The organism is Pseudomonas sp. Z4-7 (genome assembly GCF_051131965.1).
In the GTDB taxonomy this organism is placed as follows: domain Bacteria; phylum Pseudomonadota; class Gammaproteobacteria; order Pseudomonadales; family Pseudomonadaceae; genus Aquipseudomonas.
This window is the reverse complement of the sequence record NZ_CP071642.1, coordinates 1,608,874-1,626,465: the sequence shown is the minus strand read 5'-3', so window position 1 is coordinate 1,626,465 and position 17,592 is coordinate 1,608,874. Positions and strand designations below refer to the sequence as shown.

At 50.8% G+C, this 17,592-nt stretch carries 13 protein-coding genes and 2 pseudogenes; 8 read left to right on the top strand and 7 right to left on the bottom strand.

What is annotated here, in order from left to right; genetic code table 11:
* Positions 1–62: 62 nt before the first annotated feature.
* Positions 63–1,409, bottom strand: a complete 1,347-nt coding sequence (locus J3P91_RS07250; RefSeq protein ID WP_434603136.1) for a DEAD/DEAH box helicase — start codon at positions 1,407–1,409, stop codon at positions 63–65.
* Positions 1,410–1,598: 189 nt separating this feature from the next.
* Between J3P91_RS07250 and J3P91_RS07245 the strand changes: the two are divergent.
* The 8 genes and pseudogenes from J3P91_RS07245 to J3P91_RS07210 form a co-directional block, all read left to right on the top strand.
* A pseudogene (locus J3P91_RS07245) lies at positions 1,599–2,303 on the top strand (mechanosensitive ion channel domain-containing protein); the annotation flags it as partial.
* A gap of 1,836 nt (positions 2,304–4,139) precedes the next feature.
* Positions 4,140–5,474 (top strand): hypothetical protein, encoded by a 1,335-nt coding sequence (locus J3P91_RS07240; protein ID WP_434603135.1) that lies wholly within the window; start codon positions 4,140–4,142, stop codon positions 5,472–5,474.
* A 32-nt stretch (positions 5,475–5,506) separates the two neighbouring features.
* Positions 5,507–7,369, top strand: coding sequence for a hypothetical protein (locus J3P91_RS07235; RefSeq protein ID WP_434603134.1), 1,863 nt, complete (start codon positions 5,507–5,509; stop codon positions 7,367–7,369).
* The gene (locus J3P91_RS07230; RefSeq protein ID WP_434603133.1) at positions 7,366–9,336 is read left to right on the top strand and encodes a hypothetical protein; all 1,971 of its coding nucleotides are present in this window, start codon (positions 7,366–7,368) and stop codon (positions 9,334–9,336) included. The genes J3P91_RS07235 and J3P91_RS07230 overlap by 4 nt, the downstream gene beginning before the upstream one ends.
* A gap of 8 nt (positions 9,337–9,344) precedes the next feature.
* Positions 9,345–9,773 (top strand): hypothetical protein, encoded by a 429-nt coding sequence (locus J3P91_RS07225; protein WP_434603132.1) that lies wholly within the window; start codon positions 9,345–9,347, stop codon positions 9,771–9,773.
* A gap of 511 nt (positions 9,774–10,284) precedes the next feature.
* Entirely contained in the window at positions 10,285–10,587 is a 303-nt protein-coding gene (locus J3P91_RS07220; protein ID WP_434603131.1) for a hypothetical protein, read from the top strand.
* 10 nt (positions 10,588–10,597) lie between these two features.
* Positions 10,598–11,200, top strand: coding sequence for a hypothetical protein (locus tag J3P91_RS07215; RefSeq protein WP_434603130.1), 603 nt, complete (start codon positions 10,598–10,600; stop codon positions 11,198–11,200).
* Between the two features lie 226 nt (positions 11,201–11,426).
* The gene (locus tag J3P91_RS07210; protein WP_008438077.1) at positions 11,427–11,618 is read left to right on the top strand and encodes a hypothetical protein; all 192 of its coding nucleotides are present in this window, start codon (positions 11,427–11,429) and stop codon (positions 11,616–11,618) included.
* Positions 11,619–12,005: 387 nt separating this feature from the next.
* Here J3P91_RS07210 and J3P91_RS07205 read toward each other — a convergent pair whose 3' ends face one another.
* From J3P91_RS07205 to J3P91_RS07180, 6 genes and pseudogenes are all read right to left on the bottom strand, one after another.
* On the bottom strand, positions 12,006–12,473 hold the full coding sequence (locus J3P91_RS07205) for a hypothetical protein (RefSeq protein WP_434603129.1): 468 nt from the start codon (positions 12,471–12,473) through the stop codon (positions 12,006–12,008).
* Positions 12,474–12,528: 55 nt separating this feature from the next.
* Positions 12,529–12,897: a histone-like nucleoid-structuring protein, MvaT/MvaU family gene (locus J3P91_RS07200; RefSeq protein ID WP_122868601.1), complete on the bottom strand. Its 369-nt coding sequence runs from the start codon at positions 12,895–12,897 to the stop codon at positions 12,529–12,531.
* Positions 12,898–12,973: 76 nt separating this feature from the next.
* On the bottom strand, positions 12,974–13,375 hold the full coding sequence (locus J3P91_RS07195; protein ID WP_434603128.1) for a hypothetical protein: 402 nt from the start codon (positions 13,373–13,375) through the stop codon (positions 12,974–12,976).
* Positions 13,368–13,901, bottom strand: coding sequence for a hypothetical protein (locus J3P91_RS07190; protein WP_434603127.1), 534 nt, complete (start codon positions 13,899–13,901; stop codon positions 13,368–13,370). Before J3P91_RS07190 ends, J3P91_RS07195 begins: the two co-directional genes overlap by 8 nt.
* Before the next feature lie 140 nt (positions 13,902–14,041).
* A pseudogene (locus J3P91_RS07185) lies at positions 14,042–14,314 on the bottom strand (restriction endonuclease); the annotation flags it as partial.
* A 231-nt stretch (positions 14,315–14,545) separates the two neighbouring features.
* Positions 14,546–17,290, bottom strand: a complete 2,745-nt coding sequence (locus tag J3P91_RS07180) for a metallophosphoesterase (protein WP_434603126.1) — start codon at positions 17,288–17,290, stop codon at positions 14,546–14,548.
* Positions 17,291–17,592 lie beyond the last annotated feature (302 nt).

Here is a 17,592-nt window from a genome sequence, read left to right as displayed (position 1 = left end):
GTCAAGCGGGAGCAAGCTCCCTCGCCACGGGTCTGTTTCCACCCGGGTTCTCGTTCATGGGCTTATTCAGCCGCCGGCGCCTCGGGCTTGCGGCGTTTGAGCGGGGCCATGCCGTCCTTGCTGACCAGCGATGGCGCGTCGCTCTTCGGGCGGTTGGCGGTCTTGCGCTTGGTCGGGGCCTTGGCGCCGGTTTTTTTCTTGTCGCCCTTGGCGTCGACCTTTTTCTTCTTCACGCCAACGGCCTTGCCCGACGCCTTGACCTTTTTCGGTCCGCCGTAGGTGCCTTTGACTTCCTTGATGGTGCGGCGCTCGAAGCTCTGCTTGAGGTAGCGTTCGATGCTCGACATCAGGTTCCAGTCGCCGTGGCAGATCAGCGAGATCGCCAGGCCATCGTTGCCGGCGCGACCGGTGCGGCCGATGCGGTGCACGTACTCGTCGCCGCTGCGGGGCATGTCGAAGTTGATGACCATGTCCAGGCCGTCGACGTCCAGGCCACGGGCGGCGACATCGGTGGCAACCAGTATCTTCACACCGCCCTGCTTGAGGCGGTCGATGGCCAGCTTGCGATCCTTCTGGTCTTTCTCACCGTGCAGTACGAACGCCTTGTATTCCTGGGCGACGAGACGACCATAGATGCGGTCGGCCATGGCCCGGGTGTTGGTGAACACGATGGCTTTTTCGTAGGTCTCGTTGGCCAGCAACCAGTTGACGATCTGCTCTTTGTGCTGGTTGTGGTCAGCGGTGATGATCTGCTGGCGAGTCGTGGAGTTCAGCTGGCTGACCGCGTTGAGCTGCAAGTGCTCAGGGTTGTTCAGGACCTTGGAGATCATCTCGCGCAGGCCCGAACCGCCAGTGGTGGCGGAGAACAGCATGGTCTGCTGGCGATTGACGCATTCATCCACCAGGCGCTGCACGTCTTCGGCAAAACCCATGTCCAGCATGCGGTCGGCTTCGTCCAGCACCAGCACTTCGACTTCCTTGAGGTCGAGGTTGCCGGCGTTCAGTTGCTCGATCATCCGCCCCGGCGTGCCGATCAGGATATCCGGCACCTTGCGCAGCATGGCGGCCTGGACCTTGAAATCTTCCCCGCCGGTGATCAGGCCGGACTTGATGAAGGTGAACTGCGAAAAGCGCTCCACTTCCTTCAAGGTCTGCTGGGCCAGTTCGCGGGTCGGCAGCAGGATCAGGGTCTTGATGCTGACGCGGACCTTGGCCGGGCCGATCAGGCGATTGAGGATCGGCAGCACGAACGCAGCGGTCTTGCCGCTGCCGGTCTGCGCCGTCACCCGCAGGTCACGCCCCTGGAGCGCGAGCGGAATAGCCGCTGCCTGCACCGGCGTTGGCTCGACAAATTTAAGCTCGGCCACGGCTTTGAGCAGGCGTTCGTGCAGGGCGAATTGGGAAAACACGGGTGCTACCTCGAAGAAATGCAAAAAAACAGCTGCATAGGTTACCGGTTTCGAGCGCGCAGGCCGAGTTTCTTTATACAAACGGCTGCAAATCAGTGTGTTTTCAAGACCGGATTTGTCATCAACGGTCACTTCGCCACGCTTAAATGCTCTAATTCGCCATCGCGCTCATAGAAGACCGTCTCGTCCATGGATATCAAACAATTCTGGCTCAACCTTCAGGATTTCTGGGGGGCCCTGGATCAGCACCCGCTCCTGCATTCCGGTCTCGCCCTGGCCCTGCTGCTGGCGATCGCGCTGGTGCTCGGACGCGTGGCGCGTTACCTGATCCTGCACGGCGCCAAGCTGATCGGCCGCCAACCGGCCCTGCACTGGGTCAACGACCTGCGCCAGAACAAAGTCTTTCATCGCCTGGCGCAGACGACGCCGTCGCTGATCATCCAGTTCGGCCTGCACCTGGTGCCGGGGCTGAGCAAGACCAGCATGGTCTTCCTAGGCAATGTCGCGCTGGCCTTTACCATCCTGTTCATGCTGCTGGCCGTCAGTGCCCTGCTCAGTGCGCTACTGGACGTCTATGCGCGCACCGAACACGCCCGCACCCGCTCGATCAAGGGCTACGTGCAGCTGACAAAAATGGTCCTCTACGTGTTCGGCGCGATCATCATCGTCGCCACGCTGATCGACCGATCACCGCTGTTGCTGCTGTCGGGCCTGGGTGCGATGTCGGCGGTGATCCTCCTGGTCTACAAGGACACGCTGCTGTCGTTTGTCGCCAGCGTGCAGTTGACCAGCAACGACATGCTGCGGGTCGGCGACTGGATCGAAATGCCCCAGGTGGGCGCCGACGGTGATGTGGTGGACATCACCCTGCACACGGTGAAGGTACAGAACTACGCGTGAGTTGAAGCCAAAGTCGACGTATTGTGAGCTCGCAGCGATCTTGACAGCAACAGGTCTGCTCGAAGGGAACGCAAGCGTGGCAAACTGCGCCCTCTCCTCCTTACCTCAAGTCGTGCCAATCTCCCCTCCCCTCGTAAAACCACCTCGTTGAAGACTCTCCCCCGATGTCAGAACGGAAAACGCCAGAGTGATCTTCTGTACAGCTAACACGTGGGTGGGGTGTCGGAGCAGGAATAGCTACGCCATCGCGAGATGGGCGTCCCTGAATAAGTAGCAGTCCTGCCAAATAATTCGTCCATCCAACTATTCAATACCTGCGAGTCATAGATGATGGGGAGTGAGAGGAAAGGCTGGATGGTAAGAACCCGAGGGCTGCGTACGTTCAACTTTCTCAAGAAGAGTGACGCTTTGCCCTTTCATGCATCCAAAATGAGGTGGTGATCGCCCCTCGCCTGCGCATAGCTATACCACCCTAATTTTGAGTTTCTCTGGGTGCGTTTCGCTAAAAGTCATTCGCCCATAGACGACCGCCTGTTTCACATGAGTGGTGATATCTACATCACCTAGTGATCGACGCGAACGCAGGTCAGCAGCGCCTCCTTGAGGACAATGATCATCTGCATCCCCGCCCTCACACTTTGCCGGTCACTGCCTCTAGGCCTGAACAATTCCTGGACTCGACGCCTCGACGAAAATGCTAGCGCCACCTGCACCAGCCCTCTATGCCAAGGCTCGTGAAATGATACAGATGCGAGCACCCCACGCAGCTCGAGCGCACCTGCTAATGCCCCAGCGCCGCAACTGTCGATGTCGTCGGTTGAACCTCAACCAAACCCATATTCCGGGCCTGCCCCACCGTCATTCTGGGACGATTATGCACTTTAAACGTGGCCAAACTGGAACACGCCTTGGCTGAGCCACACTGCAAGCCTGTGATACTACAAGTCCGCATCAGCCATAGCCTCCGCCTTCCTTAGTAAGTTCACAGCGCCGCTCATTTCGTTAGGGCCAGGCGCAGCAGAGCCAGCGTCTCAGACCCACACACCGGCAAAACGGGCGTCAGCGAAGCCCTGTGGCCATGTTGGCAATCCTTGTCTACTTCGACAGCTACATGCCTGAGAAGCCGAAACCCAGCTCCTACCCCCCAGGTGCCAGCGTCCAGAGACAGACCAGTTACGTCCACTGCAACCGCCCTCAATCAAGTAGTCCACACGCGGTGGAGAGCGAAATTGAGCCCTCCGTGCGGACTGGAAGAGTGGCAAAAAATGCCTAGTTGGTGGGTTTCCTCGACCGTCCGTCGCTTTTCTGCAAAAAATATAAACTCCGTGTCAATTAACGAATAAAAGGCGCAATTGAGGGCGCCTGTGCCATTTTTTTAGTAATTAATTATTCGCAGTCAAAAATCCTCTGACATCAAGATCCACGCCGCCTAGACGGCAGACCAAGCAGACATGACAACCTGCCAGACACCTTGGACTGCGTTTATCGACATATTACAAAGAAGCTTCGTATCGACAGAACGCCTGTAAGCAACAAACATATTTTACAAAACGACAATTCTCAAAATCAAAAAAAACGCAGCTCCAGAGACGACGCTGCCTGCGGCTGAGCACCTCCATCCTCAAGCCAACTAAAACACATAAGAAAGGAAATCAAAAACCCATAACAATATATAAATAATTAAAACACCTCTTCGAAAGAAAATTGAAAAAACCACTCTTGCAAAACTTTTGACGTTAGTTAATCTTCTCAGCCACTGAAATAGAATCAGAGGTACAACTCTGGTAATTCCGCCCATATCTGACATCCAAGTGCGCCATGTATACAACTGTGGAATTGAAAGACCTAACCCCTTTCACCAAAAGCTACGAGCTCCCCATAAAGGCAATGGTCTCAGTTCCGGCTGAGCCTCCTTTATCTTACCCGGTGGAGTACAAAGACGAAGATTACATTCAAGGGATGAAGATTATTCTTCAACCTGATGGCACTCCGTGGGTAGAAGGGAATCTCTTCCTATTATGGCGAGCCAAGCAGTACCCCAAGCTCTCAGAAGGCACATTAGCCTCTGAAGCAGCAAACCTAAGAGACTTCATGAATGTGATGCTTGATCACAATCAAGACCACCTCGACTTTAAAGGCAGAGAATTTGAAAGGCCAACGTACATCTTTAAAGCACACTTCAAGCTAGCAATCGCCCGAAAGGAAACCGGCGCTGAAGGTGTGAACAACAAGATTCGCACCGTCATTCGTTACTATCGATGGCGAATTAAGTACCGGAATTTCATCCCCGCCAAGCCAGCCTGGAAAGAGAACATCATTTATGTCTCCCGCCTTGACAGGCATGGGATAACACGCTTCCGCGAGGTCGTCACTACTGACCTAACCTTCCCCACAAACAAGGAAGAGTCGAGTGACTTCATTTATGACGGAGGAAAGCTTCGCCCGTTGAATAAATTCGAACAGGATGCTGTAGTTGAAATACTTCTCCTGACAAGTAACGTAGAAATGATACTCGCCTTTATCTTGGCTCTCTTCTCAGGAATGAGAATTCAGACGGTACTAACAATACGTGTCGGAAACGTGCTTGAGGCTTCAGCAGATGATATCGCTACATACCCAATCTACGCAGGGGAAGGTTACCTCGTAGATACCAAATATGGTAAGCGGCAGAATATCCAGGTGCCGGGCTGGGTACATAATCGGCTTTTCACCTACCTTCAATCCGAACGCTACCAAAGCCGCAGAAATCAGGCACTGGAAAGGGATGAATCTGAGCAATATGTGTTTCTCAGCCGAACTGGCAAGCCCCTCTACGTGAGCGCGCTGGATAAAGATAAATATAAAAATCATGAGAAAGGTTCTGCAGTACGCAAGTTTATCAGCGAAACTATGTTGCCTCTGCTCAAAAAGCGCGGCCACGAATTTACTTTTAGCTTCCATGACCTAAGAGCCTCTTTTGGTATGAACCTCGTAGAAGAACGCAAAGCACTTCTTGATCAAGGTAAAATCGGATATTTGGAACTGATCGATTATGTTGCCAAGCGTCTGCATCATTCGAACCGTAAAACAACCATGAGTTACTTGGACTATCGGAGGATTAGCGAATTGGTGCACGAAGCCGACTCTGACTATCAGAAGCACATTATGGGTCTCCTGGAAAACTAAAAATGCCCTACCGGAGCCGCTGCGAGATCCGCTTGGACGCTCAGATCAACAATGCAACTTTGCTAGCTGACGCTCAACATGTGCTAGCAACAAATCCAATCGAATCAATCATTATTCGTTTCAATCACCGACATGCCTTTGATTTTGGGGCCTGGTGCTTCGCCAGCCGTACTGGCGCAAGAGCGTGGAAAGAAGTTGATCTATCGAGCCGCCTACCTAAGCGATTAGCCAACCTAAAAACACTCGCTAGCCACATAATCACTGCAAGTCTAACGTCAATAGCGCTCACTTCTGGTTACAGCGCTGTAAATGACTGGGCAGGCATGGCTAGTTGGTGCGAAGCCAACGGCTGGTTTAATTTCCTTGAATCGCCTGAGCTTTACTATGAGGCACTAGCGGAATTCACGGCGCACCTTAACAGCGACCATAGGGCATACAGAACACGCAAGCGCATACAAACAGCATGCAAAACGTTCGGGCAACAAATGTTTCCTGAAGAAGTTTACTTGCTCGCGAAAACTCCGTTAGTTCGACGACCTAGAAAGAAACAAACAAAAACGGCTGAACCTCCTAGTGAAGAGTCGGTGAAGCGTCACCTTCAAATATGCGAACCAGTATTCGTAGGTCTAACTGATCTTTTGTTAAAGAATGCTAATCTACCGTACGCGCTAAAGTTGAATCAAGACTTCGCTTGGATTATGCCGGACATTAAATATCCAATAATAACAAGCAAAATTCTTTCAAAAGACGGTGCCCACTCCGCTGCTTCAGTGACCATTGATTATAGTGAGGGCAGGATGCGTACTCTAGAAGAGTACAAAGCCCGCTCCTCTAATTTCTGTACCAAAGCTCACAACAAGGCACTCAAGGCCTATGCCTCAAGGCTATCTGTAGCAAACTCTACAAAAGACAATGAATATCGCGTCAGATTGGGGCGGTACGCGCACAATTGCTTCGTAGCTATGTTTGTAGCAAATACGGGGATCAATGAGTCCCCACTGCGAGAACTGCCTTGGGATCCGAATTACGAAATCATCAAGGATGAAGAGATCGGCATGAGAACGCTCAAATTCCGGGCAAACAACAAAACTATTACTGTCAGGATCAAGGTCGAATTCATCAAGCATTTCAAGAAATTTGTTGAACTAAGAGGTTTTCTCTGCGAAGGAATTGACCATCCTTATCTTTTCATTGGATTCAACGGTAACAGCAAGTACAACTATAGAATCATGGACACCAATATCTTAAGTCGACTCAATGTAAGCTTGACCCGCCTAATTGACCCGGACGTGCCTTTCCTTAGCTACAATAACTACAGGAATTACAAAGATAACTATACGGCAAAAAATCACGGTCATGAAGCATCTAGGATCCTTCTAGGCCATAGCGAAAGAACCCAAAGAAAAAACTATTTAAAAGCGAACGAAAAAAACGCAGTTGATCAAATTGGCAAATTCAATGCAGTGGTCAATGAGTTTTTTAACAACCCACACCAATGCTCTACCCCTGTGGGCGGTTGTAATGGTGAGAGTTTCCCAAAGAAAAAAAACGACACTCAAATCACCTCCGAACCGAATTGCAAAAGCGAAGCAGGGTGTTTGAATTGCGTTCACCATAAAGTCCACGCAAATGATGAAGACGCCTGGAAGCTACTGAGCTTCGAATATGTTACCAAACAAATGATACATGCCAGTTCTAGCCTTGAACATTTCGAGAAGATACATGGCCCAACACTGCAGCAAATAGACCGAATTTTGAAAGAGATGCTATCCGTCAACCCTTCACTTCAGAAAAAGCTGGAAGACTTGCGAAAAGACGTCTACGACAGCAATAGCCTCACCAATTACTGGCAGCGCCACCTAGAGCGCTTGGTACGATTAAAGGTAGTATCATGAAAAACCTTCAACCCATTTATTCAGAACCAACATGTGCGCAAAGCGCTGATCAAAACAAAAGCATTACTGCTCATATTGGGATGAATCTCAACGACCTCAATGGTGATTGCATTATAAGCCACGACCAAAATGGCCAGCCAATCTTTCTAAAAAATCTGCACTGGGATTTTCCGCAACTGCGCTTAGTACCCACGGATTCCACCGACTTTAGCTTTGAGCAATTTATCAATTCAGCGAAATTTAACGCAAACAACTTAGAAACATCCCAACTACTGCTTGCCACCTACATATTCTCGTTGAGCCATGCTGGTCGAGAACTAAGAATCTCTACCATCTATCAATCCTACAAGGCGCTAAAAGCGATATCAAGGAGCGCCGACAAACGCAACATAACAATCCAAGAACTCATATCTTCCCCTAGCAACATTGAGTTTATTACGGAAATTGGCGAAAAATATGCATCTGCATTGTCTGTCGTGATTAGGGACTACCTGAAGCTTACTGATAACTCACTTAAACTAGAACCGCATCACAAGCTTTTTGAAGACTTCAAGAAAGCCCATAACGTGAGATGTACAGGCGGAAAGCAAACCCCTGTTATACCAAGCCGAATCCTTCATGCAAAGTATCATCAGTACAACAGCCTTATTCATGATTTTATCGAGAACTTCGAAAACATTCAGTCTCTGACCCATAAACTAGCAAGCGACCCTTGCTATGGCCGCGACGCCAGCAAGGCCAGCAGGTCGAAAAGTCGCCCCGAGTGCGGATTAGAGGCGGAAAAGCCCCGAACAAACTTCATTCAAGCTCTGATTGATCACGACCTTCAAGAGTATTCTAAAAGATACGGAATTTCTTGCGCCGCAAGAATTTGCACACATTTGCATGTCGCCCAACACAGCGCGAAGTGCCTTGTTCACATTTATACATTGGTCAGAGATCATGAAGCTAAATTACTAGAGGATGAATGCGTTCAACCCGCAGAGGGATGGAACTCTAAGGGATTATACATGATGGGAGTCTCAACAAAATTAACAGGTTCCGTTAAGGATACTGCTTGGATTGCAAACGAGCTTATTACTGAACCAATCAACGCTCTGAAGCTGATCAAAAGCATAATAACCCCATACGTCCCCGAAAACACGCCTGGAGCTGAATGCTTGATTTTGACACCTGCCTTTCTGCCATTCAGCCAAACCAAACCCGGAAAGACTGTTATACCCAGAAATTCTGCGAGATATGATAAATATCTACCTAAAATTCTCATTGAAGAAGCTGACATCCTTGAACTGGAAGCAATTGACCCACTTGCAGACTGGCGTTCAGATCCGAAATACAAGGTAGGTAAACCGTGGAAAATTGCCTCCCACCAATTCCGCAGAACCATGGCCGTATTTGGCGCCCAAAGCCAAGTGCTAGATATACCCGAGCTCAAAAGGCTCCTGACTCATCTTACCGAATCTATGAGCATCTACTACCAGCGCGGCTGTTCTGCAGGTGGGTACAACATGAAGCTGAAAAGCCCAGAGCTTGCAAAAGAATTTAAAAACGCCATGAATGACGCCCAGTGGATTTCGTACCTCAATGAAGTTTTGTATTCGACCGAGAAGCTACATGGTGGACATGGCGAACGCGTAACCCCGATGAGCAAAGCGAATGACCCTAACAGGATTATCTACCGACAAACTGCCGAAGAAACCATGCAGAAAGCGAAGAAAGGCCTTATTTCTTATCAACCAACCCCGCTGGGTGGGTGTGCAAGTAGCAAACCTTGCAACGAACGTGCACATGGTAATTTCGTCAATTGCTTCGGGTGCGCTAGTTCCGTACTCAAGGCGAGCAATGTTAAGTCCGTAATTGAGCACGCCCATATTGATCTCATGGATCTAGACCCAAAATCCTTCGAGTTCAGGATGGAGCAGCGAAACATCCAGGACTATGAAGTAATCCTCAGCCACTTAAACTAGACATATTTATGAAAACCAACATTAAAGGCGCAGGCCTAAAAGATCTTTATGATGCCCTACTCCGCCTGGTCGCCAGCACCCCGGAGCGCGTACCGAAAGGCACCAAGATCTCACGGAGCGCTGTCGCCCTTGAAGCCGGCAAAGACCCAAGCCTGATCAAAAGTGATCGTGAAATCTACGAGCATCTCATTAACGATATCGACCACTATGCAGCAGCTCAGAAAGAAAAAAACGATAGGAAAAAAGGACAAACGCAAGAACTGAAAGCCCGAATCGCACAGCTCCGTAGTGAATCCGAGCGTCTTGAGGAACTGTGGAAAGCCGCTCTAGCCCGTGAATTGTTTCTTCTCGATCAAATTGACGATTATGAGCAGCGGTGGAAAAAGCATACGAACATTATTGACTTTGTGCCTAACAGCTCGCTTGTCGACCACTGAAGCCAATACAGCGACACCTATTATAACCCCCCACGCTAATGGAGCAAGAAAATGGAAGACCACAAAGCACACACTATTCCACCTGCCGTTGTCATGAAGATGATCCGCTCACACTCTGTGCAGGTAATGACTGAGTATTATTCAAAGGGAAAGATTGGAGGATGCTTCAACAGTGCTCGGGCTCTTGAAGACCCCAATAAAGAATCAGCAAACTGCTTATTTTCAAAAGATCGCTCCTAAACTGAGCTGCCTTAACAGGCCGTTTTCTTGGGCGGGGATATTTGATCCCCGCTTGAAGGAATCAAAACTATGAGAATATTCGCAGTTTATGATTGAGCTGATTATTTCCAAGGCACTAATCATTGGGAGAAAAACAGCGCTCTCCTACCTTCACCTGGTCACTTGTCCCGGGCTGAAACCTAATTCACCGGCCTTTTACAAAAAAATCGCATCAGGCTCAAGGTTTTCTAAAACAAACCGTTTGTCATAGGTAAGCACCTTTTTTCGAGCAATGGCTTTGACCTCTTCGACAGATGACTTCGCACAGCGCCTGAACAGCGCCTTATCGTTCCCCTACACGATTATCGGCAACCGCCAACGGCGCACATGGCAGCGGCTGATCAGGCACATCGAATCCTCAGTCTGCACATCTGAATTCAACAAGGCGGCAGCCTATGCCGAGGGCTATGCGCATGCTTTGGCCGATAGCGGCCAGATTTATACCTCCACAGATCGGGATCTGCTGATCATTGCAACGGTGGATGCATGGCGATGCGCCCGTACTTATCCGAATACTTCGACCAACCTGAGCTAGCCAGGAAATCATGACTTCTATTTTTCAACGCTATGCCGACGACGAACCGTCTGAATTACGCATCCAGATGCCGCAGCGGGTTCTGGCTACAACCGTCAGTCATTACCCAATTGATGTTCTGGTAAGTCACTGGGAAATGTATCTGGTTGACTCCTCCTCCGCTCACGATAGGTTTCCATGGGCTGGACGATTTGTCATGGGTATGCCCGTACCCAAGTGGGCGCGCGGATTGGAGTGGAACGTAGGCCAGCAGGCTCGTTTTATTAGCGCTGTTTGGTCAGGGGCAGACTTGGGAAGCTACCTTACAAACGATTGGTGCGAGCCGGCGAGCACTGGCAGGGTATTGGCGGAGAACAGCGAGATTCTGGTCGATGGTCAGCAACGTCTGCACAGCCTGGAAGAGTATCTCCTCGACCGGCTGGCGATCCCTGATGCACAAGGGCAGCCGAGGATTTGGTCTGAGCTCGGCAACGGCGAAAGGAAACGCTTTCTGTCGACGATCTTTACCCACGCGAGGGTGTCTTCTGGCGATGAGGTAGCATTACGCAAAACGTATGATCTTTGCGCGCAGGGGGTTGTTCCTCGGTCATTTGAACAGCGCGCCTTGAGGTAGTATTCGACACTACGGTTGTCGTGGCATGCCCTAGCAGGGACGGCTGTCGTTAACCAAGCCCTGTCTACGACAGGTCTTGGCCCTCCGGGCTTCCATCCTCATGCCCTTTGACCCTCCTGGTCTGCGCGCTCCGCTTGCATGATGATCAAAGTCACCACCTAGCTTGGACATTCCCTGCGGCTACCACATACTAGCTTCCATCCATCGTGGAGTGAGGCTAGGCGAAATGGCATGGTCATTTTGGAAGGACAAACGCCCTGAATGGGTTCAAGCGGAAGAACGAGATTTCATCAAAGCTGCGAACGGCCTGAAGACACTGCAGGTGACACCACGAGGCGGCATGAGAATCGACCCGGAAGAACTCAGGGATCAGATCCTTGCAGCCCGTGAGTTATACAAAGACCTGGTTCACAAATAACGGTAGCGTGTAAGGCAACCTGCTTGCAGCCTCCGCCATTTAGCATGCTTTCAGAACGGCAAAAAAAGGTGACCGAGTAAGCTCGACTCACTGAAACCATGGCGCCCACGTCAGTGGCTTACCGTCCCGAGTCAACTGCGTGGCTTACCCACGCGGAGCTCACGCAGTCATTCGATTGAGCCGCACGCGCGATGGACTCCAGTGATCAATCCCACCTCTTTTTGATTCCCATCTCATGCCAAGTGCTGATCTCGTCGGAAGTCATCGCCTGGATATATCGATAACCCTGATCCCTGAAAAAGTCTACGTACTGATCTCTGCAACGCAGGTGCATCGACTTTTTGCCTAGCTCCTCGGCGATGGGCTCAACGTTAGCGATGAGTGCTGCTAGTTCACCGCTCTGAAAGAACGGATCGATTGCGATTGATCTGATGTGGATTCACGGCTATTGAGCTGCGCCAGCACCCGTTCTAGGAAACGGCGCTCTTCCCCATAGAAGAATGCAGAGGGTTCATGAACCGCCAAGTGCTTGATGTCCTCCTCCCATTCGCCGTACCAAGCGTCTGGTGTGTCGACATAGATACTAGGTCGGTCAGGGAATTGATCTCCGGTGATGTCGACGATCAGTCCATCGACTTCAAGCCAAGCATGTGAAGCGCCGTCCTTCATCCCGCAAACATAGAAGAATTCGCCAAGTCCTACGGTGTTCAAATAGTCGCCCATGAGCTCAGAAATGATTCCGCAGCATCCGCGTGGGAAACCTTGAATGTGCATGGGGACATCGTCGGTCTGTACGACCATCTCGACTGCCAACCTGAAGCTCGTTGCCAACTCAAGCGCTGCTGAACGAAGCATTTCCTATCCCCATAAAGAAGGGCCCGCAGGGCCCTCCATTTGTACTCAACAGATTTTACTGGGCCAGCCAGCTCTCGACCGTATCGGAGCCATGTTCGGCTTTCCATTCCTTCAGCACTTTGTGATTGCCACCCTTGGTCTCAACCACTTCACCTGAGTGAGGGTTCTTGTAAACCTTGACGGCGCGAGCCTTGCGGACACCCTTGGTCTCAGCGACTGCAGGAGCGCGGCGGCTAGAAGATTGCGGATCGAGAATCGCGACGATGTTGCGCAGGCTGTAGCCATACTCGCCCAGAAGATCGCGGAGCTTCTTCTCGAACTCGATCTCACGCTTCAGGCCATCATCGTTTTTCAGTGTTTCAAGCTCTGCCAATTGGGCAGCAAGCTGCTGTTCAAGCGCGCGGAATTCAGCGAGACGGGACATGTAAGACCTCAGGTAGTTAGTGACAGCAGTATAGTCAGCGCCATCAAAGGTAGACAATCGCAGGTGCGCCCGATGCTTAACGCTGACGCGCTCGTCTTGCAATCTTGTGGGCAGCCAAGTGCTGCATTTCAACCTGCCATTGAGCCAGGAATTTTTCCCAATCACGGGCGTATGGGGCATCGATCAGGCGCGTCGAGCCGATGCTCGCTTGAAGAAAACGCTCACGCCACGGCTGGGGAATACTGGCCTCGTCAACGATGTTGATACCGGAACTGTGGCGCTCAATCAGGACTGCTTTGCGGACAGCATCAATATCGAGATGTGGATGACTCTGGTTTAAGTCGACGCGCTCTTGGTCTTCAATATCGTCAAGCACATTCAAAATAGCGACAGCTTGTGGGTTGCCCGGCACCAGGTGCGAGAGTGTCCAGAGGGCTTTGCGCCTAACAGACTCAAGCGTACGAAGATCATCAGCCATGTTCAGCGCCTCGATTGGAACCGGCAGTCAGTCGACGATAAAGGTCGGCTAAGAGGCGAGCATCCAGCAGCGCGTGATGTGGAAGTTCCGGGAGCGTCACGTTGCCGATATCATCCGCTTCGAGATGCCTGAATAGCAGGATCAGGTTGGTTGGACGATTGGCAACGTTAGCTGGCCAACGATGATTTACGTAGGCCAATTGGCAGAAGAGATCCCAGTCCCAGTCCGGAGCGTCCGAGCAAATTTCGAGCGGGCCTTCAAGGTCGCTAAGGAAAGCGAGCAGTGAGGTTTGAGCTTCGACCAGGGGTTTCCCATGTTCAGGGAGGTTGAGCTGAGACAGGACGTTCTGGATCACGAAGTCGCTGCAGTCTGCCACTTGGTAGGTATCAGTGAGCTCGACGTAGAATTCGTGGCCGGCCTCGGACACGAGTGCCAGCGAAATCAACTTCGTGTCTCGGTTAAGCTGAGTGGATTCGCAGTCCAAAAATGCCTTCATCCCCTCCTCCCCTGTGAGTATCTGGTTCATGCGTGCCAGTGTACCTTTGGTAAAACGATCAAAGCCGGCTGGTTTCTTTTATGACTTTAACCGATTGCCCTAACGAGCCTACGCCTGCGCTCAAAGCAAGGGAGGCTTGCCAGGTACTACGCCAATCCATCTTCGGGCGACGCGCGATGGTTAGCCGTCTTTTTGGCTTCTTTCATGTCGTAGCCGATGGTTTGAAAAATCTCAACCAGAGAGGCTTCGAATTGAAACCCTTCCATGGCATCCACCAGCTACATGGTGATGAGCAGAACATGACCAAGGCAGACCTAAACGTTGAGCTGGCATCTTCAATCCAAGAGGGCAAGGTGTCGGCCAGGTCAGTGCGAATGTGGCCAGTCGTTTTTCTTGAGACATCCCAAGTAGGAAGAGTTGAAGACGATGGTCTGCAGTAGCTTGCGTCAGAATTAGGTAATCAGCCTGCTGCTAGCTTCGAAGTGTTGATGCGGGAAACGGTTCAAGGTATCGGCGAATTGTAGTAGCCCATGGGAGGTGAGACGGCGAGCTTTCCCTGAATCGAAATTCACAGACTCGCAATGCACTTAGAACCGCCGCTGAGAACTTAGCTTGGTGAACTGCGACAGGCTCACGAACAGCCCACCGCAGATCTTACTGTGACATGGAAAATCCTATCCCTCGCTTTTATTACGAGACAACGTTTCCAGCCCAGAAAATGTAAATTTGCCACGAGTTAGCACTGCATCTGTCACAGAGGGGTGTGCTCCGCCTTCTAATGCTGTTCGGACTCCGACACCTATAAGGTGAATCGCTTTAGCGAGGTCATATTCATTCGCGCGGCGTTTTTCAACCCTTGACCTGAATTCCCTAAATTCGCTGTTCAACTTTTGTGGGGCGAAAATCAATCTTATTGACATGACAGCGTGGTCTGCTTCTCTATAGGAACTGTCCAAGTAGGCGTTATATAGCTGCTTAAACCCTTTACCAAGGGTAGAAAGATAGCCCTTAACATCGTTAACTGCAGGTCGGCTCGGTGCACACTGATCGCTTAGTGCATAAGCCGAGAGAATCGTACTTTCCAGGAAGTTCCGACATTCTGACTCTGACACTGCCCAGTCATTATAATAAGGGCGATTTTCAGTTACTAAGTGCGCTTTCCGATACATCCTAACTGCATCCTGGGGTTCTTTAGCCACTCGATGCAGATAAGCAAGGTTCGTAATAACCCTCGGCTCGTTCGGTTCCGCCTCAAACACCGCCTGCGCAATCTCAACAGCGAGCAGCGGCCTATTGCTAGTGTAAAAATGCTCTGCGAGATCATATCGCCACGAATGCAGGCCTTTGATAAAGCCACCTTCCCGATGGGCAGCGAGCGCAGCTTTCACCAACTGCTTGAAATGCTCGGCTATATTCTCCAAATAGCCATTTTCAAGTACATTCACAATCGCTTTCGCGATATTTTTATGTCTCGTATAGACACAGGTCGAGGTAGTAGTCGCCGCTGCCTCCTGGCCAAGGGGACGAATAACCAACGCATGGAACTTTCCAATATCACATCCTAAAACTCCCGCCAATACTGGAATTGATAGATAATCCTGCCCTTCGGCATGCATGATTGAGATAAACGCCATTGCGTCTTTTAGGGTTCCACCAGAAGGAATGGCGATGGTTTCGAGCTTATCCAACATGGCTCTTGCATGATCAATCAGATCGCTTCCATGACGGACACCGAGAAGAGCGCCGAAGAACGCTCCTGAGTTCCCCCCTGAACTACTTTTCGCTTCAAGTTTCGCTAAATCCCGAAACCGCTCCGCTCTGTGCTTTGCTTCGGTGTTGGCAAGATCTCCAAGGCCCATATCACCGTGTAGAGACCAAGCATCGACAATCTTCGAGGCGTCATGCAAGCTCAATCCTGAAAGTTGTTCATGCTTAAAACTGCAGGCGGCCTTCCAAGCGAGTTTGTCTGCTCCGCACGCCAGCCAGTCTGAATCACGACTTCCGAGTAAAAAGGACACTTTTCCCTGAGCAAGCTCTACGTCACTTGACGCAAATGCGTGTACAGCCTTCGCAGCTTGATCTGCACCATCAAGCACAACTAACCATTTACCGTCAGCTAACAAAAATGGAGTTAGCTCTATGATATCAAATGGGCGGACATCATTTTTTCGCCGTAATATCGACCATTCAGGATCGTCTTTGATTATTTCAAACGCGGCCTGAAGCAATGCCGTGGTTTTACCTTCACACCCAGCTGCGGTTAGCAATGTGACAGTGCACAAATCGTTATCGGTCAGAGCTCTGAAGGGTGCCACGAGTCTGTCGACAATTTCTCGCCGTGGGATTGACCTAGAAAGCGCGGTCGACCAGTCGGGCACGGCACCGTCAAAAAAAGCTAGGGCGGACGCGGACTCTAATGCACCAAGATGCGGTTCTAAATCGACACCACGCACAATCTCCCAACCACCAGGTAACTGGCGCTCTGGCTGCATTGCTTTTCCAGAAGTCGGTTTGAGAGACGAGGGCAACCGATAATTCCACCACTCACCATCGCGGTGGGATTCAGAAAAAGGATCGGTATTCAAAGTCCAATTTTGATGATTTGTATTCCAATGATAGGACTGCAAACCGACCATACCCGTCGAAAAATCCGCTTTTCCCCACACTAGGCCGTTGCGCCACCTATCCCCCTCCCGGGCCTGGAAAGCGGCGCCTGATTGGATTGCCAAAAAAAAGTCACCATCCCCATAGCTGGGCTCGCTCCAAGCATCGTGGAGATGTCCATGCAGGTAAATGCAGTTCTGATGGGCCAGTAGAGATCTGATAGGTCGTTGCTGTTCCTTGGCAAACCAACTGATTGGGTGATGCCCCAACACTATCGTTAGCTCGCTCCCATCGACTTTACGCAAAGCTGTCTCTAAGAGTGGTTTGCCGAGAGTCAAAAAGCCCTCATCGTGCTCATCCCTAGATAGCCAGGCGGTATTCACCCCCACAACGCCTACATCAACACCGCGTAAGGTAACGCGCTCCGAAAATGCGCCTTGAGAGGCCGCAAATCCGTCTGCCCTATCTGTAACATCATGGTCGATGAAGCTTCGAAAGCGTTCCACGAGCATTTTTCTAGCGCCTGCACCATCGGTGGTAGGGTCAAAATAGCGTTCACGTAGCTTCCCAAATTCGACCCGATCAAAAGCGTGGTTCACCTTTCGATCAAGGTCATGATTACCAGGAACCATGAAAGTTCTAGAGTGAATATCTCCGCCGATCACTTCTTGCAACGGCTGCAAAAATTCATCGCAGAACTTTTCGTACTGCGAGGATGCCCCTTTGTCTGCTACATCTCCAGTTATGAAGACAAAATCCGGCGTGAAGCCGCTAGCTAGTTTATGACGTACGTGCTGGATGATTCGGGAGAACATTTCAGACTCCTCATAACCATCTTTGCCTGTGTGAAAGTCGGATAGGTGCAGCCAGCTGACAGTCGATGACACCGAATGAGCACTCCATTGCTGAGGATTGGTCGAAATGCCATTATCGGAGGCCGGCGGCGTTCAGTCTACAGGTCTGAGGTAAGTGAGTTGCGTAGGCAGCGCCGCATGAAAAAAGCCTCGTACGACCCTGTGGTTCTCAGAAAAATTACTGAACCAGAGCCGGCCCTCAGAAATGGGCCGACATTATGCTGGAAAGTTCATGATCGGTATCGAGAGGGTGGCGATCTCAA

Coding starts and splice junctions, on each gene's coding strand:
- J3P91_RS07220 (WP_434603131.1), top strand. CDS start 10,285: ATGGCTTTGACCTCTTCGACAGATGACTTCGCACAGCGCCTGAACAGC.
- J3P91_RS07230 (WP_434603133.1), top strand. CDS start 7,366: ATGAAAAACCTTCAACCCATTTATTCAGAACCAACATGTGCGCAAAGC.
- J3P91_RS07205 (WP_434603129.1), bottom strand. CDS start 12,473: ATGCTTCGTTCAGCAGCGCTTGAGTTGGCAACGAGCTTCAGGTTGGCA.
- J3P91_RS07200 (WP_122868601.1), bottom strand. CDS start 12,897: ATGTCCCGTCTCGCTGAATTCCGCGCGCTTGAACAGCAGCTTGCTGCC.
- J3P91_RS07190 (WP_434603127.1), bottom strand. CDS start 13,901: ATGAACCAGATACTCACAGGGGAGGAGGGGATGAAGGCATTTTTGGAC.
- J3P91_RS07215 (WP_434603130.1), top strand. CDS start 10,598: ATGACTTCTATTTTTCAACGCTATGCCGACGACGAACCGTCTGAATTA.
- J3P91_RS07210 (WP_008438077.1), top strand. CDS start 11,427: ATGGCATGGTCATTTTGGAAGGACAAACGCCCTGAATGGGTTCAAGCG.
- J3P91_RS07195 (WP_434603128.1), bottom strand. CDS start 13,375: ATGGCTGATGATCTTCGTACGCTTGAGTCTGTTAGGCGCAAAGCCCTC.
- J3P91_RS07225 (WP_434603132.1), top strand. CDS start 9,345: ATGAAAACCAACATTAAAGGCGCAGGCCTAAAAGATCTTTATGATGCC.
- J3P91_RS07180 (WP_434603126.1), bottom strand. CDS start 17,290: ATGTTCTCCCGAATCATCCAGCACGTACGTCATAAACTAGCTAGCGGC.